Annotated in this window: 23 protein-coding genes and 1 tRNA gene; 9 read left to right on the top strand and 15 right to left on the bottom strand. The window is 72.6% G+C overall.

Translation table 11 applies throughout. The annotated features are described in order from the left end of the window. Nucleotides 1-54: 54 nt before the first annotated feature. Together HGAM_RS18605 and HGAM_RS09280 are read right to left on the bottom strand one after the other, a co-directional pair. Nucleotides 55-1398, bottom strand: coding sequence for an MFS transporter (locus HGAM_RS18605; protein ID WP_019145210.1), 1344 nt, complete (start codon nt 1396-1398; stop codon nt 55-57). Continuing rightward, nucleotides 1395-2363, bottom strand: coding sequence for an alcohol dehydrogenase catalytic domain-containing protein (locus HGAM_RS09280; RefSeq protein ID WP_019145209.1), 969 nt, complete (start codon nt 2361-2363; stop codon nt 1395-1397). Before HGAM_RS09280 ends, HGAM_RS18605 begins: the two co-directional genes overlap by 4 nt. A 72-nt stretch (nt 2364-2435) precedes the next feature. Here HGAM_RS09280 and soxR point away from each other — a divergent pair, with 72 nt between their 5' ends. Beyond that, the gene (soxR, locus tag HGAM_RS09275) at nt 2436-2912 is read left to right on the top strand and encodes a redox-sensitive transcriptional activator SoxR (RefSeq protein ID WP_019145208.1); all 477 of its coding nucleotides are present in this window, start codon (nt 2436-2438) and stop codon (nt 2910-2912) included. A 10-nt stretch (nt 2913-2922) separates the two neighbouring features. On the opposite strand, the gene lysA is transcribed toward soxR, so the two are convergent. From lysA to HGAM_RS09260, 3 genes are read right to left on the bottom strand one after another with little or no spacing between them, the layout of a single operon-like run. Continuing rightward, complete coding sequence (gene lysA / locus HGAM_RS09270; protein WP_390622760.1) at nt 2923-4320, bottom strand: diaminopimelate decarboxylase; 1398 nt, start codon at nt 4318-4320, stop codon at nt 2923-2925. Next, nucleotides 4317-5981 (bottom strand): arginine--tRNA ligase, encoded by a 1665-nt coding sequence (gene argS, locus HGAM_RS09265; protein WP_019145206.1) that lies wholly within the window; start codon nt 5979-5981, stop codon nt 4317-4319. Before argS ends, lysA begins: the two co-directional genes overlap by 4 nt. A gap of 9 nt (nt 5982-5990) precedes the next feature. Beyond that, the gene (locus HGAM_RS09260) at nt 5991-6371 is read right to left on the bottom strand and encodes a response regulator transcription factor (protein WP_019145205.1); all 381 of its coding nucleotides are present in this window, start codon (nt 6369-6371) and stop codon (nt 5991-5993) included. Nucleotides 6372-6426: 55 nt separating this feature from the next. On the opposite strand from HGAM_RS09260, the gene HGAM_RS09255 reads away from it, so the two are divergent. Beyond that, a tRNA-Arg gene (locus tag HGAM_RS09255) sits at nt 6427-6498 on the top strand. Between the two features lie 178 nt (nt 6499-6676). Here HGAM_RS09255 and HGAM_RS09250 read toward each other — a convergent pair. The 3 genes from HGAM_RS09250 to gabT all read right to left on the bottom strand — a co-directional run bounded on the left by HGAM_RS09250 (nt 6677) and on the right by gabT (nt 10448). After that, nucleotides 6677-7441 carry a methyltransferase domain-containing protein gene (locus tag HGAM_RS09250; protein WP_019145204.1) on the bottom strand — a complete coding sequence of 255 codons (765 nt, stop codon included), beginning with the start codon at nt 7439-7441 and terminating at the stop codon, nt 6677-6679. 218 nt (nt 7442-7659) lie between these two features. Continuing rightward, nucleotides 7660-9111 carry an NAD-dependent succinate-semialdehyde dehydrogenase gene (locus HGAM_RS09245; RefSeq protein WP_019145203.1) on the bottom strand — a complete coding sequence of 484 codons (1452 nt, stop codon included), beginning with the start codon at nt 9109-9111 and terminating at the stop codon, nt 7660-7662. Beyond that, nucleotides 9108-10448, bottom strand: coding sequence for a 4-aminobutyrate--2-oxoglutarate transaminase (gene gabT, locus HGAM_RS09240; protein ID WP_019145202.1), 1341 nt, complete (start codon nt 10446-10448; stop codon nt 9108-9110). Before gabT ends, HGAM_RS09245 begins: the two co-directional genes overlap by 4 nt. Before the next feature lie 84 nt (nt 10449-10532). On the opposite strand from gabT, the gene HGAM_RS09235 reads away from it, so the two are divergent. After that, nucleotides 10533-11408, top strand: coding sequence for a LysR family transcriptional regulator (locus HGAM_RS09235; RefSeq protein ID WP_019145201.1), 876 nt, complete (start codon nt 10533-10535; stop codon nt 11406-11408). Nucleotides 11409-11466: 58 nt separating this feature from the next. Here HGAM_RS09235 and HGAM_RS09230 read toward each other — a convergent pair whose 3' ends face one another. Genes HGAM_RS09230 through HGAM_RS09215 form a run of 4 tightly spaced genes read right to left on the bottom strand, consistent with a single transcriptional unit; the run spans nt 11467 to nt 15422 of the window. Beyond that, nucleotides 11467-12267 (bottom strand): ABC transporter permease, encoded by an 801-nt coding sequence (locus HGAM_RS09230; protein WP_019145200.1) that lies wholly within the window; start codon nt 12265-12267, stop codon nt 11467-11469. A 14-nt stretch (nt 12268-12281) separates the two neighbouring features. After that, complete coding sequence (locus tag HGAM_RS09225) at nt 12282-13190, bottom strand: ABC transporter permease (RefSeq protein WP_020691732.1); 909 nt, start codon at nt 13188-13190, stop codon at nt 12282-12284. A 1-nt stretch (nt 13191) separates the two neighbouring features. Then, a complete protein-coding gene (locus HGAM_RS09220) occupies nt 13192-14367 on the bottom strand; it encodes an extracellular solute-binding protein (RefSeq protein WP_019145198.1) in 1176 nt (391 codons plus the stop codon). Nucleotides 14368-14402: 35 nt separating this feature from the next. Next, nucleotides 14403-15422: an ABC transporter ATP-binding protein gene (locus HGAM_RS09215; RefSeq protein WP_019145197.1), complete on the bottom strand. Its 1020-nt coding sequence runs from the start codon at nt 15420-15422 to the stop codon at nt 14403-14405. Between the two features lie 118 nt (nt 15423-15540). Between HGAM_RS09215 and HGAM_RS09210 the strand changes: the two genes are divergently transcribed. Together HGAM_RS09210 and HGAM_RS18600 are read left to right on the top strand one after the other, a co-directional pair. Further along, the gene (locus tag HGAM_RS09210; RefSeq protein ID WP_019145196.1) at nt 15541-16284 is read left to right on the top strand and encodes a FadR/GntR family transcriptional regulator; all 744 of its coding nucleotides are present in this window, start codon (nt 15541-15543) and stop codon (nt 16282-16284) included. Nucleotides 16285-16289: 5 nt separating this feature from the next. Beyond that, on the top strand, nt 16290-16952 hold the full coding sequence (locus HGAM_RS18600; RefSeq protein ID WP_019145195.1) for a cache domain-containing protein: 663 nt from the start codon (nt 16290-16292) through the stop codon (nt 16950-16952). 30 nt (nt 16953-16982) lie between these two features. On the opposite strand, the gene HGAM_RS09200 is transcribed toward HGAM_RS18600, so the two are convergent. Both HGAM_RS09200 and HGAM_RS20605 read right to left on the bottom strand, forming a co-directional pair. After that, nucleotides 16983-17396 (bottom strand): GNAT family N-acetyltransferase, encoded by a 414-nt coding sequence (locus HGAM_RS09200; RefSeq protein WP_019145194.1) that lies wholly within the window; start codon nt 17394-17396, stop codon nt 16983-16985. 92 nt (nt 17397-17488) lie between these two features. After that, nucleotides 17489-17743, bottom strand: a complete 255-nt coding sequence (locus HGAM_RS20605; RefSeq protein WP_019145193.1) for a flagellar FlbD family protein — start codon at nt 17741-17743, stop codon at nt 17489-17491. 145 nt (nt 17744-17888) lie between these two features. On the opposite strand from HGAM_RS20605, the gene HGAM_RS09190 reads away from it, so the two are divergent. The 4 genes from HGAM_RS09190 (at nt 17889) to HGAM_RS18590 (ending at nt 23299) form a co-directional block, all read left to right on the top strand. Beyond that, the gene (locus HGAM_RS09190; protein WP_019145192.1) at nt 17889-18329 is read left to right on the top strand and encodes an OsmC family peroxiredoxin; all 441 of its coding nucleotides are present in this window, start codon (nt 17889-17891) and stop codon (nt 18327-18329) included. Between the two features lie 202 nt (nt 18330-18531). Continuing rightward, nucleotides 18532-22287 carry a multifunctional oxoglutarate decarboxylase/oxoglutarate dehydrogenase thiamine pyrophosphate-binding subunit/dihydrolipoyllysine-residue succinyltransferase subunit gene (locus HGAM_RS09185; RefSeq protein WP_019145191.1) on the top strand — a complete coding sequence of 1252 codons (3756 nt, stop codon included), beginning with the start codon at nt 18532-18534 and terminating at the stop codon, nt 22285-22287. A 12-nt stretch (nt 22288-22299) separates the two neighbouring features. Continuing rightward, nucleotides 22300-22476 (top strand): DUF6104 family protein, encoded by a 177-nt coding sequence (locus HGAM_RS20350; protein WP_019145190.1) that lies wholly within the window; start codon nt 22300-22302, stop codon nt 22474-22476. Between the two features lie 97 nt (nt 22477-22573). After that, nucleotides 22574-23299 (top strand): AAA family ATPase, encoded by a 726-nt coding sequence (locus HGAM_RS18590; RefSeq protein WP_019145189.1) that lies wholly within the window; start codon nt 22574-22576, stop codon nt 23297-23299. 4 nt (nt 23300-23303) lie between these two features. Here the strand turns inward: HGAM_RS18590 and HGAM_RS09170 are convergent, their stop codons facing one another. Further along, nucleotides 23304-24272 (bottom strand): zinc-binding dehydrogenase, encoded by a 969-nt coding sequence (locus HGAM_RS09170; protein WP_019145188.1) that lies wholly within the window; start codon nt 24270-24272, stop codon nt 23304-23306. Between the last annotated feature and the right edge of the window lie 17 nt (nt 24273-24289).

Here is a 24289-nt window from a genome sequence, read left to right as displayed (position 1 = left end):
GGCCGCGGGCCGTCCCGGGGCCCGGGGCGGCGAAGGACGAGACGACCGGCCCGCTCACCGCTCGCGCAGGCGCCCGCTCAGCCACAGGGCGGCCAGGCCGATCACCGGGGACGCACCGAGCACCGCGGCGAAGGCGGTCTCGCTCGACCGGGTCAGCAGGGCGGCGAACACCGCGCTGCCCAGCGCCAGTCCCATCGCCTGCACGACGGCGTCGTTGGTCTGCATCGCGGCGCTCGCCGCACCGTGCTCACCGGCCGGCGCGGTCTCCAGCAGCAGCACCGACAGGGTCGACGTCGCCATGCCCATGCCGAGCCCGGCCAGCGGCCACAGCAGCACGAGCAGGACGAGCGGCACCGCCTCGACGAGCACCAGCCCGCCGGCGACGCTGCCGAGCGTCACCAGGCCGACGCCCAGGCGCACGCGACGGTGCTTGTCGGCCAGGGCCGGGACGTTGGCCGCGAGCCACGAGCCGCTGAACCACAGCACCGCTCCCCCGGTCAGGAACATGCCGCCCTGGGTCGGCGTGAGGCCGCGGTGCTCGACGAGGGCGAGCGGCAGGTAGGCCTCGATGCCGAAGAAGGCCAGCGACACGACTCCACGGGTCGAGATGACCGTCGGCAGCCCCGGGCGTCCGGTCCACGTGCCCGCGGGGAGCAGCGGCGGCACGACGAGCACGGCCACCCCGAGGGCGGCGACCAGCACGACCCACCACAGGGCGAAGCCACGCTGCCCCGAGACGCTCACCACGAGCACCGACACCGCCGCGGCGGTGGCCAGCAGCAGCCGACGCGGGCGCAGCCGGACGTCCGCGTGCGCGCCGGGCGTGCCCAGCGCCGGTGCGAGCAGGGCCGGAGCCAGCACGGCCGGGACGATCGCGCCGAGCACCGCCCAGCGCCATCCGGCGGTCTCGGCGACCCAGCCCGCCACCGGCGGGCCGACCAGCGCCGGCAGCACCCACGCGGAGGTGAGGACGACGAAGACCCGTGGCCGCACGCGCTCGTCGAACGCCTGCCCCACGAGGACGTAGAGCGCGACGGTGGTGAGCCCCGAGCCGAGGCCCTGGACCGCGCGCCCGACGACGAACAGCTCCATCGACACCGCGGTGCCGGAGACGACGAGGCCGACGACGAACCCGGCGACGCCCGTCAGCAGCGGGACGGTGGGTCCCTCGCGGTCGCACCAGGGCGCCGACACGGTCATCGTCACCACGGACGCCGCGAGCATCACCGCGAACGAGACGCCCACGAGGGACAAGCCGTCGAGGTCGTCGGCCACCAGCGGCAGCGCGGTCGCGATGGCGTACGACTCGAAGGCGAAGAGGAAGGCGGTGGCGAACACGCCGGCGACGACGGCGCCCTGCGGACCGGTCCAGAGCCGTTCGCGCTGCACCGTGCTCACGCCTCGCCGCCCTTCGTCACCAGGACGACCTTGCCAAACGTCCGACGACCGGTCAGCGCCCGGTGGGCCTCGGCGGCGTCCCCGAGCGCGAACCGGCCCCCGACCACGGGGACGCGCGTGCCGTCGGCCGCGGCGGCGAGCGCCTCGGACTCGAGCGTGCGGAGCCCGCGCGCGAGCAGCGTCGGACCGAGCGGCTCGACCACGTCGCGCTCGGGATCGTCGTAGCGGGCGTCGCCGGCCGTCCAGCCGTACCGGACGAGCCGCCCGCCCGGCACGAGGAGGGCGTAGGCCTGCTCCCCCGCGCGTCCGCCCACGGCGTCCAGGACGAGGGTGGGCTCCAGCCCCAGGCCCCGCACCTGGTCGGGCCACGCGTCGTCGAGGTAGTCGACGACGGCGGACGCGCCGGCGCGGCGCGCCACCTCGGTCTTGACCGGACCTCCGGCGAGGCCGACCGCGGTCGCCCCCGCGTTCGCGACGCCTTGCACGAGCAGCACGCCGAGGCCGCCCGCTGCGGACATCACCAGCACGACCTCACCCGGGCGCACGTCGGCCACGTCCAGCAGACCGGTGGCGGTGCGCCCCGTCCCTATCGCCGCGACGGCGAGCTCGGCCGAGAGCCCGTCGGGCACCGGGTGCAGGGAGGTGACGGCCACGAGCGCCTGCTCTGCGTACCCACCGCTCGCGGCGCCGAGGTGGGCGACGACGCGGCGTCCGACCCAGGTCGAGTCCACGCCCGGGCCCACGGCGTCGACCGTCCCGGCGACCTCGCGCCCCGGCGTCATCGGCAGCTCGGGGGCGGGCAGCGAGCCGAACGACTCCCCCGCCCTGATGGAGGCGTCGAGCAGATGGACGCCGGCGGCGGCGACCGCGACGCGCACCTGGTCCGGGCCGGGCTCAAGGTCGGCCACGTCCTCCAGGACGAGGACCTCGGGTCCCCCGTGGACGTGCTGGCGTACGGCGTGCATGGCGCTCCTTTGAGTAGGTTGAGGCCAGCGAACAACCTCAACCTTGGTTGAGGTCAAGGCGAGGAGGAGCGCGTGTCGAACGCCGAGCACCGCCGGCACCTGCTGACCCCGGGCGAGACGTCGGCCCGGGCGGGCGTGAGCGTGTCGGCCCTGCACTTCTACGAGCGTGAGGGCCTGGTGGTCAGCGAGCGGACGGCCGGGAACCAGCGGCGGTACCACCGCGACGTGCTGCGCCGGCTCGCGTTCGTCCGCGCCTCGCAGCAGCTGGGCATCTCGCTGGCCCGCATCAAGGAGGCGCTCGCGACGCTGCCGGGCGACCGCAGCCCGACGAAGGCGGACTGGGCCCGGCTGTCACGGTCGTGGCGCGACGACCTGGACGCCCGCATCGACCAGCTCACCCGGCTGCGCGACTCGCTGGACGGCTGCATCGGGTGCGGTTGCCTGTCGCTGCGCAGCTGTGCGCTCTACAACGCCGACGACGAGCTCGCGACGGACGGCCCGGGGCCGCGCCGCCTGCTCCGCCCGCTCGAGGACGTCCCCGAACGGTGAGCGGTGGTCGTCAGCCGACGTCGAGGCGCAGCAGGTCGTCCTCGTCCTCGCGGCGCAGGACCAGCCGGGCCTCGCCCTCGCGGACGGCGACGACGGCGGCGCGCGGGACGTGGTTGTAGTTGTTGGCCAGCGAGCGGCAGTACGCGCCGGTGCCGGGCACGGCGAGCAGGTCGCCCGCCTCGACGTCGGCGGGCATGAACTCGTCCTTGACCACGATGTCGCCGCTCTCGCAGTGCTTTCCGACGACGCGGCTGAGCACCGAGGCCGCCTCGGACGTGCGCGAGGCGAGCGTGCAGGAGTAGTCGGCGCCGTAGAGGGCCGGGCGGATGTTGTCGCTCATGCCGCCGTCGACCGAGACGTACCGGCGCGAGGCGCCGCCGTCGAGACCGACCTGCTTGGTCGTGCCGACCTCGTAGAGCGTGAACGTCGACGGGCCGGCGATGGCGCGGCCGGGCTCGATCGACAGGTGGGGCACGGCGATGCCCTCGGCGGCGCACTCGTCGTGGACGATCTTGACCATGCGCCGGGCGAGGTCGTCGGGCGTCGACGGGTCGTCCTGGGTCGTGTAGGCGATGCCGAATCCGCCGCCGAGGTCGAGCTCGGGCAGCACGGCGCCGAGCTCGCGCTCGATCTGGCCCTGCAGGCGCAGCACGCGGCGGGCCGCGACCTCGAAGCCGTCGGTGACGAAGATCTGCGAGCCGATGTGCGAGTGCAGGCCGCGCAGCTCCAGGCCCGGACGGTCGACGATGCGGCGCACCGCCTCGAGCGCGTCGCCGCCGGTGATCGAGAAGCCGAACTTCTGGTCCTCGTGCGACGTGGAGATGTACTCGTGCGTGTGCGCCTCGACGCCGGCGGTCACGCGCACCATGAGCGGCGCGGTGACGCCCAGCTCGGCGGTCAGCGCGGCCAGGCGATCGATCTCCTCGAACGAGTCGACGATGATGCGCCCGACGCCGACCTCGAGCGCGCGACGCAGCTCGGCGACGCTCTTGTTGTTGCCGTGCAGGCCGATGCGCTCGGTCGGGAACCCGGCCCGCAGCGCGACGGCGAGCTCGCCGCCGGTGCAGACGTCCAGGTTGAGCCCCTCCTCGGCGATCCAGCGGGCCGTGGCGACGCACAGGAACGCCTTGCCGGCGTAGTAGACGTCGGCCCCGCTGAACGCGTCGCGGAAGGCCCGGGCACGGGCGCGGAAGTCGTCCTCGTCCACGACGTACGTGGGCGTGCCGAACTCCGCGGCCAGCTCGGGAGCCGTGACGCCGGCGACCTCGAGGACACCGTCGGTCTTGGAGACGTTGGCCGCCCACAGGTGCGCGACCAGCTCGTTCGGGTCGTCCGGGCGACGCAGCCACGCGGGCCCGCGGTCGCCGGCCTGCCCGTGGATGGCACCGGCCTCGTGGGCCCGCATCACATGCGCTCCGGGGCCGAGACGCCGAGGATGGCCAGGCCGTTGGCGATGACCTGACGGGTCGCGGCGACGAGCACCAGGCGGGCCCGGTGCAGGTCGGTGACCTCCTCGTCGCCCTGCGGCAGGACGCGGCAGACGTCGTAGAACTTGTGGAACGTCGACGCGGTGTCCTCGAGGTAGCGCGCGACGCGGTGCGGCTCGCGCAGCTCGGCGGCCCGGGCCACGACGCGCGGCAGCTCGGCCAGCGCACGCAGCAGCTGGCCCTCGCGCTCCTCGGCCAGGAGCGACGGGTCGTAGCCCTCGGCGTCGACCGTGACGCCCAGGTCGCCGGCGTTGCGCAGGATCGACGAGAGCCGCGCGTGCGCGTACTGGACGTAGTAGACCGGGTTGTCGTTGCTCTGCCGGGTCATCTCGGCGACGTCCAGCGTGAGCGGCGAGTCCGAGGGGTAGCGGATGAGCGTGTAGCGCAGCGGGTCGACGCCGATCAGGTCGATCAGCTCGCGCAGCGACACGATCGTGCCCGCACGCTTGGACAGCTTGAGCTCCTCGCCGTCCTGGAGGATCTTCACCAGCTGGCCGATGAGCACCTGCAGCTGCTCGCCCGGGGTGTCGCCGACGCACGCGGCCATGGCCGACAGGCGTCCGACGTAGCCGTGGTGGTCGGCGCCGAGCAGGTAGATGCACGGGTCGAAGCCGCGCTCGCGCTTGTCGACGTAGTAGGCGGTGTCGGACGCGAAGTAGGTCAGCTCGCCGTTGGAGCGGCGCAGGACGCGGTCCTTGTCGTCGCCGAAGTCGGTCGTGCGCATCCACAGCGCGCCGTCGAGCTCGAACAGCCGGCCCTGCTCCTCGAGCTTCTCGAAGCCGCGCTCGACGGCGTCGGACTCGTGCAGCGAGCGCTCGGAGAACCACACGTCGAAGTGCGTGTTCATCTCGGCCAGCTCGGACTGGTGCTCGGCCAGCTGCAGCGCGTAGCCGCCCTCGCGGAAGGCGACGAGCTGCTCGTCGTCGGGCAGCTCGAGGATGCCAGGACGGGACTCGACGACCTTCGCGGCGAGATCGGCCACGTAGGCGCCCTGGTAGCCGTCCTCGGGCGGCTGCTCGCCGTGCGCGCGGGCCATGAGCGAGGCGCCGAACTTGTCCATCTGGTTGCCGCGGTCGTTGATGTAGAACTCGCGGGTGACGCCGGCGCCGGCGGCCTCGAGCACGCGTCCGATGGCGTCACCGACGGCAGCCCAGCGCGTGTGGCCCAGGTGCAGCGGGCCGGTGGGGTTCGCCGAGATGAACTCCAGGTTCGCCTTCTGCCCGGCGAGGGTCTGGCTGCGGCCGTACTGCGCGCCCACGGCCAGCACCTGGCCGGCCAGCGCGCCCTGGGCGCCCGCGGCGACCCGCAGGTTGAGGAAGCCCGGGCCGGCGATCTCGGCGGCGCTGACGCCGTCGTCCTTGACCAGCTCGTCGGCCAGCAGCTGGGCCAGCTCGCGCGGGTTCATGCCGGCCTTCTTGCCCAGCTGGAGCGCGATGTTCGTGGCGTAGTCGCCGTGCTCGCGCTGCTTGGGCCGCTCGACGACGACGGTGGCGGGCACCCCGTCGGGGAGGCTCAGGCGTCCGTCGTCCACGAGGGACGTCAGGGCGGCGACGATCGACTGGGAGAGCTGCTCGGGGGTCACCCGAGGAGTCTAGCGATGGCCTCCCTCGTCCAGGACGCGCTGGATGGTCGCGACGAGCTCGTCGGGGTCGAACGGCTTGATGACGTACGCGTCGACGCCGGCGCGCTGCGCCTTGGCGATGTCGGCCGGGTGGCCCTGCGTGGTGACCATGACGACGCCCAGGTGGCGCAGCCGCGGGTCGGCCCGCATGGCGCTCACGGTGGAGACGCCGTCGCGCCGCGGCATCATCACGTCGAGCGTGATGACGTCGGGCAGGTCGTCGCCGGCGAGGGCGTCCAGGGCGGCCTGGCCGTCGACCGCCTCGCGCACGTCGAAGCCCGCCAGCTCCAGGTTCGTCCGGATCAGGAACCGGATGGAGGGCGTGTCGTCGACGACGAGGACGGTGGGCACGGGACCAACCTATCGGTGCGGTACGCTCGCTCCGTCGATCCCACCCGGGTCGCCCGCCCCCGTAGCTCAGGGGATAGAGCACCGCCCTCCGGAGGCGGGAGCGCAGGTTCGAATCCTGCCGGGGGCACCCGATGCGAGAGCCCGCCGCGAGTCACTCGCGGCGGGCTTCGTCGTTGCGGTGCCCGGCCTCCGTCACCCGAGCCGCGCTCCCGCGAGATGTGTGGAGCTGTCGGCCTTCTTGGAGCGCCGCGAGGTTCTTTTCTCCACATTTCGCGGCGGACGCCGGGCTCGGGTGAGGGGGCGATCTAGGCGCCGGAGGCGAGGACCTCGGCGTGGACCATGTGGAAGTAGGCGTCCTCCGAGCGGCCCCAGGTGCGCCAGGCGTCGGCGATCTCGTCCAGCTCAGCCTGGCCCATGCCGTCGGCGCGGGCCTGCGTCGCGAAGGTGGACGACAGCACGCGCTCGGCCTGGCTGTCGCCCCACCAGCGCGCCTGCTCGTCGGTGGCGTACGTCCACGTGGACGTCGACAGACGGACGTCCTGCAGATCCGCCTCGCGCGCCCACTGGCGCAGCCGGCGGCCGGCGTCCGGCTCGGCACCGTTCTCGCGCGAGAGCCGGCGGTAGGTGTCGCGCCAGTGCTGCAGCGCGTCCGAGGCGGGCCACCAGGTCATCGACTCGAAGTCGACGTCGCGGACGGCCACGAGACCGTCGGGCCGGCAGACCCGGCGCATCTCGCGCAGCGCCCCGACCGGGTCGGTGAGGTGCTGCAGCACCTGGTGGGCGTGGACGACGTCGAAGCTGTCGTCGGGGTACGGCAGCGCCATGACGTCGGCGCGCTCGAAGCTCGTGCGCCGGTCGTCGCGGCGGAAGGCGGCCTCGCGTGCGGCCTGCAGCGGGGCGTCCACGTTCTCGATCGCCACGACGCGTCCGGGGGCGACGAGGGCCGCGAGGTCCAGGGTGATCGAGCCCGGGCCGCAGCCGACGTCCAGCACGCTCATGCCGGGGCGGAGGTGCGGCAGCAGGTACGCGCACGAGCTCTCGGCGGTCCGCGCGCCGTGCGACGCGAGCACCGACGCGTGGTGACCGTGGATGTAGTCGGTACGTCTCGTCTTTTGAGATGCTTGACTCACATCATGAGACTACGCCCGAACCGGCGGGGGCCGACAGCCCTCGTCCAACGACCGGACAGCAATCAGCAGTCCCGCGGGATGCGGACGCGAAAGCACCACGTCCCGAGGGAACGTGGTGCTTTCGCGTCCGCTTCGCGGCAGCGCCGCGCGAGGGTGACCTACCAGGCGACGGAGAGGTACTGCGTCTCCTGGAACTCGGCCAGGCCCTCGCGGGCGCCCTCACGACCGAGGCCGCTCTGCTTGACGCCGCCGAACGGCGCGGACGGGTCGGAGACCAGGCCGCGGTTCACGCCGACCATGCCGGCGTCGATCGCCTCGCCCAGCTTCATCGCCCGCTGGAGCTCGCCGGCGAAGACGTACGCCGCCAGCCCCATCTCGGAGTCGTTGACCATGGCGATCAGCTCGGCGTCGTCGCGCCACGTGACGACCGGCGCCACCGGGCCGAACAGCTCGTGCTCAAGGATCGCCGAGCCCGGCTGGACGTCCGTGAGCACCGTCGGCGCGTAGAAGTAGCCCTTGGTCTCGGGCACCTCGGCGCGATGGGCCACGCGGGCCCCGGCCTCGACCGCCTCGGCGACGACGCGGTCGAGCTCGGCGACGGCCTTGCCCGAGATGAGCGGGCCGATCTCCGCGCCGGTGCTCGACGGGCCGACCGTGAGCGCCTCGACGGCCGCGCCGAAGCGGGCCACGAACGCGTCGGCGACGTCGGCGTGGACGAAGAACCGGTTGGCCGCGGTGCAGGCCTGTCCCCCGCCACGGAACTTGGCGATCATCGCGCCGGCCACCGCGGCGTCCAGGTCCGCGTCCTCGGTGACGACGAACGGGGCGTTGCCGCCCAGCTCCATCGACGCGTTGACGATACGATCGGCGGCCTGCTTGAGCAGGATCGAGCCGACCCGCGTCGAGCCGGTGAAGCTGACCTTGCGCACGCGCTTGTCGGCCAGCCAGGTCTCGGCCACGCCGGCCGCGTCCGTGGACGGGACGACGTTGACGACGCCGTCGGGCACGCCGGCCTCGGCGAGCAGCCGGGCCACCGCGAGGGCGGTCAGCGGCGTCTCGGCGGCGGGCTTGAGCACGACCGTGCAGCCCGCGGCGAGCGCGGGAGCGATCTTGCGGGTCGCCATCGCCGCCGGGAAGTTCCACGGCGTGATGAGCGCGGCGACGCCGACCGGACGGTGGGTCACGACGGTGCGCGTGCCGCCGGCCGGGGACGAGCCGTAGTCGCCGCCCGGGCGCACGGCCTCCTCGGCGAACCAGCGGAAGAACTCGGCCGCGTAGACGACCTCGCCCTTCGCGTCGGTCAGCGACTTGCCGTTCTCGGCGCAGATCAGCGCGGCGAGCTCGTCGACGTCGCGGTGCATGAGCTCGAACGCCCGGCGCAGGATCTCCGAGCGCTCGCGCGGCGCGACGTGGCGCCAGGTCGCGAACGCGGCGTCCGCGGCCTCGACCGCGGCGGTCGCGTCGGCCCGGTCGCCGTCGGCGACGTGGGCGACGACCTCCCGGGTCGCGGGGTCCTCGACGTCGAACAGCCCGGCGCCGCCACGACGCCACTCGCCGCCGACCAGCACGCCGCGGCCGGCGTCCAGCGCGTCCAGGTACGAGGTGCTCATGCGGACACCGCCTCACGCGTGGAGGCGAACGCCTCGGCGACGACGTCGAAGGCGTCCTCGAGCAGCTCGTCGCTGATGGTCAGCGGCGGCAGGAAGCGCAGGACGTTGCCGAACGTGCCGCAGGTCAGGACGATGACACCCCGCTGGTGCGCGTACGCCGCGACGGCCGAGGCCAGCGCCGCGTCCGGCTCCGTGGTGCCGGGCTGGACGAGCTCGACGGCGATCATCGCGCCGCGGCCTCGCACGTCGCCGACGCGCGCGTCGTCGGACTGCAGCGCGTCCAGACGGCGCTTGAGCAGCGCCTCGATCTCGCGGGCGCGCTCGACCAGGCCGTCGGCCTCGATGGTCTCGATGGCGGCGAGCGCGGCGGCGCAGGCGATCGGGTTGCCGCCGTAGGTGCCGCCCAGGCCGCCGCCGTGCGGGGCGTCCATGATCTCGGCGCGACCGGTGACCGCCGACAGCGGCAGGCCACCGGCGATGCCCTTGGCGGTGACGATCAGGTCGGGCACGACGCCCTCGCGGTCGCAGGCGAACAGGTCGCCGGTGCGCGCGAAGCCGGTCTGCACCTCGTCGGCGACGAACACGACGCCGTTCGCGCGGCACCAGTCGGCCAGCGCGGGCAGGAAGCCGTCCGCCGGCTCGATGAAGCCGCCCTCGCCCTGGATGGGCTCGATGACGACGGCGGCCAGGTTGGCCGCCCCGACCTGCTTCTCGATGACCGTGATCGCACGCTGGGCGGCGGCAGCGCCGTCGACGCCGGAGTCACGGAAGGGGTAGGACAGCGGTGCCCGGTAGACCTCGGACGCGAACGGGCCGAAGCCGTGCTTGTAGGGCATGTTCTTCGCCGTCATGGCCATCGTCAGGTTCGTGCGGCCGTGGTAGGCGTGGTCGAACACGACGACGGCCTGCTTGCCGGTGTACGAGCGGGCGATCTTGACCGCGTTCTCGACCGCCTCGGCGCCGGAGTTGAACAGCGCCGTGCGCTTGTCGTGGTCGCCGGGCGTGAGCCGCCCGAGCGCCTCGGCGACGGCGACGTAGCCCTCGTACGGCGTGATCATGAAGCAGGTGTGCGTGAACGCCTGCACCTGCTCGGCCACCGCGGCGGCGACGCGCGGGTTGCTGGCACCGACCGTCGTGACGGCGATGCCCGACCCGAGGTCGATCAGGCGGTTGCCGTCGACGTCCTCGACGATGCCTCCGCCGGCGCGCGTGGCGAAGACCGGCATGGTCGTGCCGACGCCGGCGGCGACGGCGGCCTGCTTGCGCTGCATCAGCTCGACCGAGCGAGGTCCGGGGAACTGGACGACGTGGCGCGACTGCGGGATCTCGTGGCTCATGCGGCCATGATCATCCTCGAGAAGCCATGCCGTCCAATACCTCTTCTCGATGGACGACATGCCGATGGGGCATACGATACGTCCATGGAGCTGCGCACCCTGCGGTACTTCGTCGCCGTCGCCGACGCCGGGACGGTCTCGGCCGCCGCCGACGCCGTCCGTGTCACCCAGCCGGCGCTGTCGCGCCAGCTGCGCCAGCTCGAGCGCGAGCTGGGCCTGGACCTGTTCGACCGGGCCGCCGGACGCCTGACGCTGTCCAGCAGCGGACGCGCCCTCCTCCCGCTCGCCCGCGACGTGCTGGGCCGTGCGGACGACCTGCGCCGGGCGGCCGCGCTGCGCACCCAGGGCCGGCTCGAGACCGTCACCATCGCCGCGCCGGCCACCACCCTGACCGACCTGGTGTCGCCGTTCATCGCCACGCTCGAGCGCACCGACCCGGTGCCGGCGGTGCTGACGTCCGACGACCTGCCGGCCGCCGAGGCGCTGGCCCGCGGCGCCGACCTGGTCATCACGCCCTATCCCCCGGACGAGCCGCTCGCCGCGACGTCGCTGGCGGTGCTGCCGGTGCTCGCGTACGTGCGCGCTGACCATCCTTGGGCCGGACGCCGCGAGGTCGACCTCGCCGAGCTGCACGAGGTCGGGGACCTGATCGGCCTGCCCCAGCCGTTCGGCGCCCGCCGCGCCCTCGACGAGGCGGTGAGCGCCGCCGGCCTGCCGCCCCTGCGGCTGACCGAGGCGAGCAACGGCACCGTCGCGCAGGCGCTGGCCGCCGGTGGGCGCGGCGTCGCGCTGGTCACCGACGACCCCCGGTTCGACCTGGTGCCGCTGCCGCTCACGTCCGAGGGCCGCACGGTGAGCATCGAGCTGCACGGCGCCTGGTCGCCCGAGCACCCCGGTGCCGCCCTGCTCGCCGACCTGGCCGCGCGCCTGCGGGCCTGGGTCGCCCGGCGCTACGCCTGAGGACGACGAAAGGGCGCCCGGCGACGAGCCGGGCGCCCCTGCGCAGGTCGGGCCGACGTCAGCGCACCGTCTCGGTGTCCCCCGCGATCCGCTGGGCGATCCAGATCGGCACGATCGACACGACGATCAGCACCACCGCGACGACCGCGACGACCGGCGCCTGGTTGGGCCGGAACAGGTTGTTGAGGATCCAGATCGGCAGCGTCGTCGTGCCGGGTCCGGCGGTGAACGTCGTCACGATGATCTCGTCGAAGCTCAGCGCGAAGGCCAGCAGGCCGCCGGCGAGCAGCGCCGAGCGCAGCTGCGGGAACGTGACGAGCCGGAACGTCGTCCACACACCCGCGCCGAGGTCGGCCGAGGCCTCCTCGAAGTTGCCGCCCGTGCGCCGCAGCCGGGCGATGACGTTGTTGAACACCGTGACGATGCAGAACGTCGCGTGCGCCACGATCACCGTGGCGATGCCGAGCTGGACGCCGAGGATGCCCCGGAACGCGTTGTTCAGCGCGATGCCGGTGACGATGCCGGGCAGCGCGATCGGCAGGATCACCAGCAGGTTGACCGTGTTCTTGCCGAAGAAGCTGAACCGCTGCAGGGCGAAGGCGATGAGCACGCCCAGCACCAGCGCGACCGCCGTCGAGGCCACGGCCACCTGGACACTGGTCAGGACGGCGTCGCGCGCGCCCTGGCTGTGGAACGCGCGGGTCCACCACTCGGTGGTGAAGTCGTCCGGCGGCCACGTCATCGACGGGTCGGCGTTGAACGAGTTCGCCACGACGACGAGCAGCGGCGCGTACATCACCAGCAGCACCAGGCCGGTGACGGCGGCGAGGAGCCGCCGGGTGAGCGGGCTGAGGGTCACGAGGTCTCCCGTTCCTACAGGTTGTCCAGCGCGCCGGTGCGGCGCACCGCGGCCAGGTAGCCGAGCATGATGACGATCGGGACGAGCGCGATCGCGGCGGCGAGCGGCAGGTTGTTGGCCGCGCCGACGTTGGTGAAGACGAGGTTGCCGAGCATCTGGTTCGCGCCGCCGACGATGTTGACGGTGATGTAGTCGCCGAGCGTCAGCGAGAAGCTGAAGATCGAGCCGGCGAGCACGGCCGGCCACACCAGGGGCATGACGACCGTGCGGATCGTCCGGCTCGAGGACGCCCCGAGGTCGCCCGCGGCCTCCATGAGCGAGTCCGGGACGCGCTCCATGCCGGCGTAGATCGGCAGGATGACGTACGGCAGCCAGATGTAGGCCTGGGTCAGCACCACGGCGGTGAGGCCGTAGCCGGGGGTGCTCGCGCCGAAGGGGTTGAGCACCCAGTCGACCAGCCCGCCCTCGCTGAGCATCGAGCGCCACGCGAACGCCTTGACCAGGTAGCTGGCCCACAGCGGGGTCAGCACGGCCACGACGAGCATGCGGCGGGCCCGCGGCGACGCCACCTTGGCCATGTAGAAGGCGATGGGGAGCGCGACGACGACGTCGATGAGGGTCACCAGCAGCGCGACGCCCAGCGTGCGCAGGGTGACGGTGCGGTACAGCGACTCGGTCGTGATCTCGCGCAGGTTGTCGAAGGTGAGGCTGCGGTCGAGCTCGCCGGTGAAGCTGTCGACCGACCACAGCGCCGTCACCAGCAGCGCGGCGAGCGCGACGACGTAGACCAGGACGAGCCAGGTCAGCGGCGCGGCCAGGAGCAGGCCGAGGCGGACGCGCGGACGCGTCGCCAGGAACGAGGAGGCCCGGCGGGTGGCCGCCCCCGAGGGGGCGGCCACCACGGGCGTGCTGGGTGCGGTCACGTCAGCCCTTGATCTCGGTCCAGGCCTTGGTCCAGTCCGAGTAGTCGGTGCACTTCACGTCCGTGCGACCGTCCAGGCAGTCCTCGATCGGCGTGCGCCAGTACCAGATCTTGTCCGAATAGGCCTTGTCGCCGGCGTGGTAGGACTCGCAGAAGCCGGGCTCGGCGAAGTCGCACGCCTCCTGGCTGTTGGGCGACTCACCGAAGTACTGCGTCGCCTGCGCGTTGATCTCGGGGTCCTCGATGTGGTCCAGCCACGCGTAGGCGCAGTTGGGGTTCTTGGCCTTGGCCGCGATCATCCAGGTGTCGTTCCAGCCGGTGACGCCCTCCTTGGGCACGGTGACCTTGACGTTGTCCTGGTCGATCGTGTTGGCGATGACCTGCCAGGTCGTGCCGACCACCGAGTCGCCGGTCTTGAACGCCTGCGCCTCCTTGAGGTAGTCCGACCAGTACTCGCCGACGTTCTCGCGCTGGGACTTGAGCAGGTCCACCGCGGCGGCCAGCTGGTCCTCGTCGAGGGCGTACGGGTTCTCGATGCCCAGGTCGGGCTGGGTCGCCATGAGGTACATGGCGGCGTCGGCGATGTAGATCGGCGAGTCGTACGCCGTGACCTTGCCCTTCTGCTCGGACGCCTTGTCGAACACGACGTCCCACGAGGTGGGGGCCGGCTTCACGACGTCGCTGTTGTACATGAGCAGGTTGGCGCCGTAGCCGTGCGGGACGCCGTAGTTCTTGCCGTCGACGGTGTTCCACTCCTGGTCCTTGAGGAAGTCGAAGACCTTCTCGTAGTTGGGCACCAGGTCGGTGTTCACCTCGGCCGCCGCCTTGGCCGCGACCATGCGCAGCGTCAGGTCTCCCGAGGCCGCGACGACGTCGTAGTCGCCGCTCTTGGCCAGGTTGAACGCCTCGTCGGACGTGCCGTAGACCTTGCTCGTGACCTTGCAGCCGGTCTTCTCCTCGAAGCTGGAGACCCAGTCGGCGTTCGGGTCGTTGCTGCCGTCCTCGACGTAGCCGGGCCAGGCCAGGATCGAGACCTGGCCCTCGGTCTTGCCCAGCTCCTTCAGCGGACCGGCCGCCTCGTCGTCGGACGAGTCGCCGCCGCACGCGCTGAGCGCGAGGCTGCAGGTCAGTGCCAGGGCGAGTCCGCCCAGGCGTCCGTTTCTGCGGGTGAGGGTCATCGCTGGACCCCTCTCTCTTGGGTGGGATGGGGTGTTCAGGACAGCGCCACGAGGTCGTCCGGGCGCCACGCGGCGACGACCTTGTCGCCACGCTCGACCGCGGTCTCGACGGTGCTCGGCTCGAGCACCACCAGCCGCGGCCCCGTCTCCAGGTCGACGACGACGCGCCGCCCGGTGCCGAGGTAGATGGTCTCCGCCACGACGCCGCGGGCGCTGAGCGCTCCGTCCGGGACGTCGCCGTCGGAGAGGCTGATCTTCTCCGGGCGCAGCGCGAAGCGTCCCTCGCGGCCGAGCACGGCACGGGAGTCCTCGGGCGCGAACAGGTTGGACGTGCCGACGAACGTCGCCACGTACTCGTCCTGCGGGGACTCGTAGATCTCCTGCGGCGTGCCCAGCTGGACGATGCGCCCCTCGCTGAAGACCGCGATGCGGTCGCTGAGGGTCAGCGCCTCCTCCTGGTCGTGGGTCACGAACACGAAGGTGATGCCCAGCTCGCGCTGCAGAGCCTTGAGCTCGACCTGCATCTGCTCGCGCAGCTTGAGGTCGAGCGCGCCGAGCGGCTCGTCGAGCAGCAGCACCTTGGGCCGCACGACGATCGCGCGGGCGAGCGCGATGCGCTGGCGCTGCCCGCCGGACAGCTGGGCCGGACGGCGGTCGGCGACGTGCTCGAGCCGGACGGTCGCCAGCGCCTCGCGGGCACGGGCCAGGCGGTCGCGCTTGCCGACGCCGCGGACGCGCAGCCCGTAGGCCACGTTCTCGAGCACGCTCATGTGCGGGAACAGCGCATAGTCCTGGAAGACCGTGTTGACGTCGCGCTCGAACGGGGCCGTGCCGGTGACGTCGGTGCCGCCCAGCACGATCCGGCCGCCGGTGGGCTGCTCGAAGCCGGCCACCAGGCGCAGCACCGTCGTCTTGCCCGAGCCGGACGGGCCGAGCATGGAGAAGAACTCACCGTCGGCGATCTCCAGGTCGACGCCGTCGACGGCGCGGACGTCGCCGAAGTGCTTCTCCAGCCCCACGAGCTGGATCGCGGGGGTGGGTCCGGGCTGGCTCATCGTGCTCCTCGGAGTGGTCTGCGTCACGGTCTGAGGAGAAAACCTATGGACCCAGAGATTAAATGTCCATACATTTCTGTCACGATCTCGTAAACATCTCCCCGAGCCCAGGAGCCTGATGGCGACCGTCCGCCGCCCGTCCTCACGAGCGCGCACCGCCGTGTTCGCGCCGCTCGGCGACGTCGGTCGCGCGACGCGCGTCGAGCAGCGCCTGGCCGAGGCGATCCACGCCGGGCTGCTGGTCGACGGCGAGCGGCTGCCCAGCGAGCCCGAGCTGGCCTCGATGCTCGGCGTCGCCACGGTCACCGCCCGCGAGGCGCTCGTCTCGCTGCGGGCGCAAGGGCTGGTCACGACGGTCCGGGGACGCGGCGGCGGCTCGTTCGTCACGCGTCCCGACGGCGGCGACGACGCCCGGCTGCACGAGCGGCTCGCGCGCATGACCCGCGTCGACCTGGCCGACCGCGGCGTCCACTACGCCACGATCCTGGCCGGCTGCGCCGAGCTCGCCGCCGAGCGCGCGAACCCCGAGGAGACCGAGGACCTGCGCGAGATCGTGCTCCCCGAGGACGTCGAGGAGGTCGGCACCGTCCGGCACGCCGACACCGAGCTCCACCTGGCCCTGGCCGCGCTGACCCACTCGGCCCGGCTGACCCGCGACGTCATGCGCGCGGAGACCGAGTTCGGCGTGCTGCTGCGCCTGCCGCTCTCCGAGCCGGGGCACCGTGGGGACGTGCGCGCCCACCAGGTCGCGCTCCTGGACGCCGTCGCGACGCACGACGCGGCGGCGGCCCGCCACCAGATGCGGACTCGCGTCCGTCAGGCCCTCGGCGAGCTCGCCGAGCTGCACTCGAGGATCCGGTGAGGACCATGCCCGTCACGCCCACCCAGACCACCGCCGACGACTGCGTCCGCGCCGTCGAGGGGTTCTTCTCCCCGCTCGTCCGCACGCTGACCACGCTCGGCGAGCGGCTCGTGCCGCTGTTCGACGCGCCCCTGCGCAGCGACGTCCTGCTGCGCGCGGCCCGCCCGCTCGCGCTGGAGGTGCTCGCCGACCCGCACACGATGGGCGCCGGCTTCGTCGTCACGCCCGGCCTGCTCGCCGACGAGTCGTACGCGCTGGCCTGGTGGCAGGGCGACGGGCGCGAGCAGCTGACCCAGTCCCCCGCGCTCGTCCAGTCCGCCGACTACCGCCGCCAGGAGTGGTTCCGCACGCCGCAGCGCACCGGCCGCTCGCACGTGACCGGGCCGTACGTCGACTACGTGTGCACCGACGAGCTGACCCTCACCGTGACCGTGCCCGTGCTGCGCGACGGGCAGATGCTCGGCGTGATGGGCGCGGACGTGCTCGCCGCGACGGTCGAGAAGGAGCTGCTCGCCACCTTCGCCGGCGCCGGCGCCACGCTGGCCAACCACCACCACCGCGCCGTGCTGTCGGCCCAGGCCCAGGTGTTCGCCGGCGAGCCGGTCGACCCGGCCGCCTACGCCACGGTGCGCACGTGCGCCGGCCTGCCGCTGGACGTCCTGGTCTGAGCCGAGCGCGCCGGCACGCCGCTGGGCGGATCAGCGCGCCAGGCGCATGCCCAGCGACTCGGGCGCGGTCTCGACGAAGCCCATCGACGCGTACAACCGGCGCCCGGGCGCGTCGGCCATGAGCGTCACGTACGCGCCTGCCGGCGCGGCCTCCTCGATCTGTGCCAGCAGGTCGGCGAGCACTCGCCGGCCCAGTCCGCGGCCCTGGTGCTCGGGCAGCGTCGCCATGTCGGCGACGTGGAAGTACCAGCCGCCGTCGCCGATGACGCGCCCCATCGCCACGGCCCGCCCTGCGTGCTGGACGACGCTCCATCGCCAGCTGCCGAGCAGGGCGCCCTCCCCCTGCGCCGCCGACTTCGGCGTCAGCCCCGAGGCGGCCCTCAGGTGGAGGTAGTCCTCGAGCGTCGGGGGGCTGCGGACCAGCTCGTCGGCGGCGTCACTCACCCGCGCCACGATAGGCGGCCGCACGGACACGCCTTGATCACGACGAAGGCGCCCGGCTCGGCCGGGCGCCTTCGTGGTGACAAGCGGGTGGGTCAGCGACGCAGCTGGATGACCTGCGCGTCGCGCGGCGGGGCCGCGGGCGCCTCGGCCGGCGCGGTCGCGCGGCGCGAGAGGTCGACGCGGTAGGCGTCGATGATCGCGGCGACCTCGTCGGGCGACTCGGTGACGAGCAGGGCGCGGTCGCTCACCAGGTCGATGCGGGTCCAGGGATCGGCGTCCGAGAGCGTCTCGACCAGGTCCGGGTTCAGCCAGAAGCCGCGGCCGTCGCTGTGGTGCAGCTGGATCATGGGACTCCCCCTCCCGAGAACGCCTCGACGGCGTCGTGCACCTCTACAACGTACGTCGGCGCCGGAGGTTACGCGCGTCGTCGAGTTGTGTCCGTCACGCACCGGTCTAGCGTCGAGGGGGCACACCCACCATCGAGGAGGACCCATGCCCACACGCACCGCGCACACCGCCTGGGAAGGCACGCTCGAGGACGGCTCCGGCGAGGTCCAGCTGGCCAGCTCCGGCGCCGGCACGTTCGAGGTCTCGTTCCCGCGGCGCTCGGCCGAGGACGCCGGCGGCGTGACCAGCCCCGAGGAGCTCATCGCCGCCGCGCACACGTCCTGCTACGCGATGCAGATGTCGGCGCTGCTGGCCAAGCACGGCGCCACGCCCGGCACGCTCGCGGTCTCGGCGGACGTCGAGCTCGGCCCCGACACCGAGGGGTTCAAGATCAGCGCGATCCACCTGACCGTCGCCGGCACCGCCCAGGGCATCGACGCCGAGGGCTTCCGCCGCGTCGCCGAGGAGGCCAAGCGCACCTGCCCCGTCTCCAAGGCGCTGGCGGGCGTCGGCGAGATCACCGTGGACGTCGCCTTCGACGCCTGAGCGACGCGCCCGCGTGACGCGGATCACCTGCGGAAGCCTCATCCACCCGGCCTCCGCGGGCGATCGGACACGCACCCGGTAGGCGCCCGCTGCGGACGCGCCCGGCCCCGCGACCCGGGGGCGCGGGCCGCCCGCAGCGCGCTAGGGTTGACACGACGTCCTGTACCACACCAGACACATTTCGGAAGAGGCGATCGAGGCCGTGGCCGAGTCCTCGCAAGGCACCCCAGACTTCGGAACCAACCAGTGGCTCGTCGAGGAGATGTACGAGCGCTACCAGGCTGACCCCAGCTCGGTGGACGAGACCTGGGTGACGTTCTTCAAGGACGGCCAGGGAGGTGCCCCGGACCCCGCACCGACCAACGGCACCGCGCCCAGCGCCGCCCCCCAGCAGCCGAAGGCCGCCACGCCCGCCGCCCCGGCCACCAAGGCCGAGCCGAAGCCGGCCGCGCCGGCCAAGGCCGCGACCCCCGCCTCGGCTCCGACCCCCGAGCAGCCGAAGGCCAAGGCGACCGCCACCACCAACGGCACGACCGGTGGCACGAACGCCAAGAGCGCGGCCAAGCCGCCCGCGAAGCCGGCCGCCGCGCCCACCGGCCCGGGCGAGGTGGAGCGCGTCACGATGCGCGGCGCCGCCGCCCGCACCGCCAAGAACATGGACGACAGCCTCACCGTCCCCACCGCCACGAGCGTCCGCTCGGTGCCGGTCAAGCTGCTGTTCGACCAGCGCACGGTGATCAACAACCACCTGGCCCGCGCCCGTGGCGGCAAGGTGTCCTTCACGCACCTGATCGGCTACGCCGTCGTGCGCGCCGCCAGCCGCATGCGCGAGATGAACACCGGCTACGCCACGGATGAGAAGGGCAAGCCGGTCCAGCTCCAGCCCGAGCACGTCAACTTCGGCCTGGCCATCGACGTCCCCAAGCCCGACGGCACCCGCCAGCTGCTGGTGCCCTCGATCAAGGCCGCCGAGACGATGACGTTCGCCCAGTTCTGGGCGGCGTACGAGACGCTGGTCAAGAAGGCGCGCGACGGCAAGCTGGAGGTCAGCGACTTCCAGGGCACGACGATCAGCCTGACCAACCCCGGCGGCATCGGCACCAACCACTCGGTGCCGCGGCTCATGGCCGGCCAGGGCGCCATCATCGGCGTCGGCTCGATGACGTACCCGGCCGAGTTCGAGGGCGCGTCCGAGCACACGATCACGCAGCTGGCCGTGTCGAAGATGATGACCCTCACCTCGACCTACGACCACCGCGTCATCCAGGGCGCGCAGTCCGGCGAGTTCCTCAAGGTCATCCACCAGCTGCTGCTCGGGGCCGACGGCTTCTACGACGAGATCTTCGAGTCGCTGCGCATCCCCTACGAGCCGATCCGCTGGGCGCAGGACATCGCGGTCCGTCACGACGACGACATCGACCGCCAGGCCCGCGTGCTCGAGCTCATCCACGCCTTCCGCGTGCGCGGCCACCTCATGGCCGACATCAACCCGCTGGAGTACCGCCAGCGGACGCACCCGGACCTGGACACCGCCTCGCACGGCCTGACCCTGTGGGACCTGGACCGCGAGTTCCCGACCGGCCCGAGCTTCGGCGGCGAGCGCCGCTACATGAAGCTGCGCGACATCCTGGGCGTCCTGCGCGACGCCTACGCGCGCACCATCGGCGTCGAGTACATGTACATCGAGGACCCGGGCGAGCGTCGCTGGTTCCAGGAGCGCCTGGAGTCGGGCTACACCAAGCCGCCGCGCGAGGAGCAGCTGCGCATCCTCGACAAGCTCAACCAGGCCGAGGCGTTCGAGACGTTCCTGCAGACGAAGTTCGTCGGCCAGAAGCGCTTCAGCCTCGAGGGCGGCGAGACCGCCATCCCGCTGCTGGACGAGATCTGCGAGGCCGCCGCCGCCGACCACCTGGAGGAGGTCTGCATCGGCATGGCCCACCGCGGACGCCTCAACGTCCTGGTGAACATCGCCGGCAAGAGCCCCGCCCAGGTGTTCCGCGAGTTCGAGGGCAACATCGACCCGCGCACCGTCCAGGGCTCCGGCGACGTCAAGTACCACCTGGGCGTCGAGGGCGAGTTCACCGCCGCGACGGGCGACCGGATCAAGGTCTCCGTGGCCGCGAACCCGTCGCACCTGGAGGTCGTCGACCCGGTCCTGGAGGGCATCACCCGCGCCAAGCAGGACCGGCTGAACCGCGGCCAGGACTACCCCGTCCTGCCGCTGCTCGTGCACGGCGACGCGGCCTTCGCCGGCCAGGGCGTCGTGGCCGAGACGCTGAACCTGTCCCAGCTGCGCGGCTACCGCACCGGCGGCACGATCCACCTGATCATCAACAACCAGGTCGGCTTCACGACGAGCCCCTCGTCGTCGCGCTCCTCGCGCTACAGCACCGACGTGGCCCGCATGATCCAGGCGCCGGTCTTCCACGTGAACGGCGACGACCCCGAGGCCTGCATCCGCGTGGCCCAGCTGGCCTACGAGTACCGCGCGACGTTCCACAAGGACGTCGTCATCGACATGGTCTGCTACCGCCGTCGCGGTCACAACGAGGGCGACGACCCGAGCTTCACCCAGCCGCTGATGTACGACACGATCAACGCCAAGAAGTCGGTCCGCAAGCTCTACACCGAGGCGCTGGTCGGTCGTGGCGACATCACCCTGGAGGAGGCCGAGGCCGCGCTCGCGGACTACCAGGCCAAGCTCGAGCGCAACTTCGCCGAGGTGAAGGAGGCGTCCTCGCACGAGGACCCCGACTACAGCCGCACGCCGGACTACCCGGTCAAGCCGGTCGCGAGCGAGCTGGTCACCGCCATCTCGCCCGAGGCGCTCAAGGCGATCGCGGACGCGCACACCAACGTGCCGGACGGCTTCACCGTCCACCCGAAGGTAATGCCGCAGATGCAGCGTCGCGCGCAGTCCATCACGTCCGGCGGCATCGACTGGGGCACCGGCGAGATCCTCGCCCTCGGCTCGCTGCTCATGGAGGGCCGTCCGGTCCGCCTGGCCGGCCAGGACAGCCGCCGCGGCACGTTCTCCTCGCGCTTCGCGACGATGATCGACCGCACCAACGGCGACGAGTGGACCCCGCTGTCCAACCTCACCGACGACCAGGCGCCGTTCTACATCTACGACTCGCTGCTCAGCGAGTACGCCGCGCTCGGCTTCGAGTACGGCTACTCGGTGGCGCGTCCGGAGGCGCTGACCGTCTGGGAGGCGCAGTTCGGCGACTTCGTCAACGGCGCCCAGTCGGTCATCGACGAGTACATCTCGGCCGGCGAGGCCAAGTGGGGCCAGAAGTCCGGCGTCGTGCTGCTGCTGCCGCACGGCTACGAGGGCCAGGGCCCGGACCACTCGTCGGCGCGCATCGAGCGCTTCCTGGCGCTGTGCGCGGACGACCACATGACGCTCGCCCAGCCGTCGACGCCCGCGTCGTACTTCCACCTGCTGCGCCGGCACAACCTGGGCGCCGAGCACCGGCCGCTGGTCGTGTTCACGCCCAAGTCGATGCTGCGCAGCAAGGCGGCCGCCTCGCAGCCAGAGGACTTCACCTCCGGCACGTTCCAGCCGGTCATCGCCGACACCACGGTGGACGCGCAGAAGGTCGAGCGGGTCCTGCTCTGCTCGGGCAAGATCGCCTGGGAGCTGTTCGCCGAGCGCACCAAGCGCGAGGGCGACAACCCGCGCACCGCGATCGTCCGGGTCGAGCAGCTGTACCCGAACCCGGTCGAGGAGCTCAAGGCCGCGGTGGGCGCGTTCCCGAACGCGTCCGACGTGCGCTGGGTGCAGGACGAGCCGGAGAACCAGGGCCCGTGGCCGCACGTCGCGCTGCACTACGGCGAGGCGTTCGACCAGCCGATCAAGCCGGTCACCCGGGTCGCGCTGACCGCACCGTCGGTCGGCCAGCACTCGCGCCACCTCGAGGAGCACAAGAGCCTCATGCAGCAGGCCTTCGCCTGAGCCGAGGACGCCGTGTACTTCACCGACCGAGGCATCGAGGAGCTGGAGTCGCGCCGGGGTGACGAGGAGGTCACCTTCGCGTGGCTCGCCGAGCACCTGCGCGAGTTCGTCGACCTGAACCCCGACTTCGAGGTTCCGGTCGAGCGGCTGGCCACCTGGCTGGCGCGGCTCGACGACGACGAGGACTGACCGCACGAGGAGGGGCCCCGGACCACACGGTCCGGGGCCCCTCGTCGTCCCTGGGTGATCGACCGCGCTCGTCGGCCCCGGCTGGCAGACTGCCGCCGTGGACCTGGACCAGCCGCCCGTCGTGCGCGTCTTTGCCGACCCGCGGGCCGATCCGCCCGAGCCGTGGGCGCTACAGGTGCCGGCCGTCCGCCAGCTGCTCGACGAGGGCCTGACGCTGCCGCACGGGGTCACGTTCCTGGTCGGCGAGAACGGCTCGGGCAAGTCCACCGTCGTCGAGGCGGTGGCCCAGGCGTACGGGCTCTCCCCCGAGGGCGGCACGGCGTTCGGCCGGCACGAGACCCGCCGCACCGAGTCCTCGCTGCACCGCAGCCTGGTGCTGCAGCGCGGCGTCGGCGCCGGGCGCTGGGGGTTCTTCCTGCGCGCCGAGACGATGCACGGCTGGTACACCTACCTCGACGGCGTCGGCGGGGGCGGCGACCCCGACTTCCACGCCATGAGCCACGGCGAGTCGTTCCTGGCCGTGCTCGAGCGGCGCTTCGACTCGCCCGGCTTCTACTGCCTCGACGAGCCCGAGGCCGCGCTGTCGTTCTCGTCCACCCTCACGCTCATGCGCGTGCTGCACGACGTCGTCGCGGCCGGCGGGCAGGTGCTGTGCGCGACCCACTCCCCCGTGCTCGCGTCGCTGCCCGGCGCCCGCATCCTGGAGGTCGGCGACTGGGGCCTGCGCGAGACGACGTGGGCCGAGCTCGGGCTCGTCCACCACTGGCGCGCCTTCCTCGAGGTCCCGCAGCGCTACCTGCGGCACACCCTCGCCGACGACTGACCGCTCAGCGGGTCAGCACGATCTTGCCGAAGACGTCGCCGGCGGCGACGGCGGCGAGGCCCTCGGCCGCGTCCTCCATGGGGATCTCGCGGTCGATCAGCGGACGCACGCCGCTGACGTCGCACAGCTCGACCAGCCGGGCTAGCTCGTCGCGCGTGCCCATGGTCGAGCCGTGCACGCGCATCTGCTGGAAGAAGATCCGGGTCAGCTCGGCCTTGGACGGCGCGTCGCCGGACGTCGCGCCGCTGATGACCACGGTGCCGCCGGGACGCAGCGACTTGATCGAGTGCGACCAGGTGGCGGCGCCGACGGTCTCCATGACCGCGTCGACCTTCTCGGGCAGCCGGGCGCCGGACTCGAGCACCTCGTGGGCGCCGAGCTCGAGCGCCCGCTGGCGCTTGGACTCGTCCCGGCTGGTCGCGTACACCCGCATGCCGGCCGCGCGTGCCAGGACGATGAGCGCCGTCGCCACGCCGCCGCCGGCACCCTGCACGAGCACCGAGCCGCCCGGCTGCAGGCCGGACTGGGTGAACAGCATCCGGTAGGCCGTCAGCCACGCGGTGGGCAGGCACGCGGCCTCGGCGAACGACAGGCCGGCCGGCTTGGGCAGCAGGTTCCGGCGCGGCACGACGACCTTCTCGGCGAAGGTGCCCTGGTGCTTCTCCGACAGCAGCGAGCGTCGCGGGTCGAGCGTCTCGTCACCGCGCCACGACGGGTCGCTGATGACCGAGTGGACGACGACCTCGTTGCCGTCCTCGTCGTGCCCGGCTGCGTCGCAGCCCAGGATCATCGGCAGCGACTCCTCGCGCAGGCCGACCCCGCGCAGGCTCCACACGTCGTGGTGGTTGATCGAGGCCGCCTTGACCGTCACCGTCGCCCATCCCTCGGGCGCCTCGGGCTCCGGACGGTCCCCGACCACCAGCCCGGACAGTGGATCGTCGGTGCTGAACGACTGGGCGTAGACGGCGAGCATGGGCGTCCTCTCGGTCG

Origin of the sequence: Aeromicrobium massiliense JC14 (genome assembly GCF_000312105.1) — a bacterium.
Classification (GTDB): domain Bacteria; phylum Actinomycetota; class Actinomycetes; order Propionibacteriales; family Nocardioidaceae; genus Aeromicrobium; species Aeromicrobium massiliense.
Note: the sequence above shows the minus strand (reverse complement) of the source record. Positions and strands in the feature narration are given on the sequence as shown.

Bases quoted from the DNA above. Each gene is read 5' to 3' on its own strand.
- HGAM_RS09210 (WP_019145196.1), top strand. From the start codon at position 15,541: ATGGCGACCGTCCGCCGCCCGTCCTCACGAGCGCGCACCGCCGTGTTC.
- HGAM_RS18600 (WP_019145195.1), top strand. From the start codon at position 16,290: ATGCCCGTCACGCCCACCCAGACCACCGCCGACGACTGCGTCCGCGCC.
- HGAM_RS09235 (WP_019145201.1), top strand. From the start codon at position 10,533: ATGGAGCTGCGCACCCTGCGGTACTTCGTCGCCGTCGCCGACGCCGGG.
- HGAM_RS09245 (WP_019145203.1), bottom strand. From the start codon at position 9,111: ATGAGCACCTCGTACCTGGACGCGCTGGACGCCGGCCGCGGCGTGCTG.
- HGAM_RS09170 (WP_019145188.1), bottom strand. From the start codon at position 24,272: ATGCTCGCCGTCTACGCCCAGTCGTTCAGCACCGACGATCCACTGTCC.
- HGAM_RS09190 (WP_019145192.1), top strand. From the start codon at position 17,889: ATGCCCACACGCACCGCGCACACCGCCTGGGAAGGCACGCTCGAGGAC.
- gabT (WP_019145202.1), bottom strand. From the start codon at position 10,448: ATGAGCCACGAGATCCCGCAGTCGCGCCACGTCGTCCAGTTCCCCGGA.
- HGAM_RS09220 (WP_019145198.1), bottom strand. From the start codon at position 14,367: ATGACCCTCACCCGCAGAAACGGACGCCTGGGCGGACTCGCCCTGGCA.
- HGAM_RS09215 (WP_019145197.1), bottom strand. From the start codon at position 15,422: ATGAGCCAGCCCGGACCCACCCCCGCGATCCAGCTCGTGGGGCTGGAG.
- HGAM_RS20605 (WP_019145193.1), bottom strand. From the start codon at position 17,743: ATGATCCAGCTGCACCACAGCGACGGCCGCGGCTTCTGGCTGAACCCG.
- HGAM_RS09280 (WP_019145209.1), bottom strand. From the start codon at position 2,363: ATGCACGCCGTACGCCAGCACGTCCACGGGGGACCCGAGGTCCTCGTC.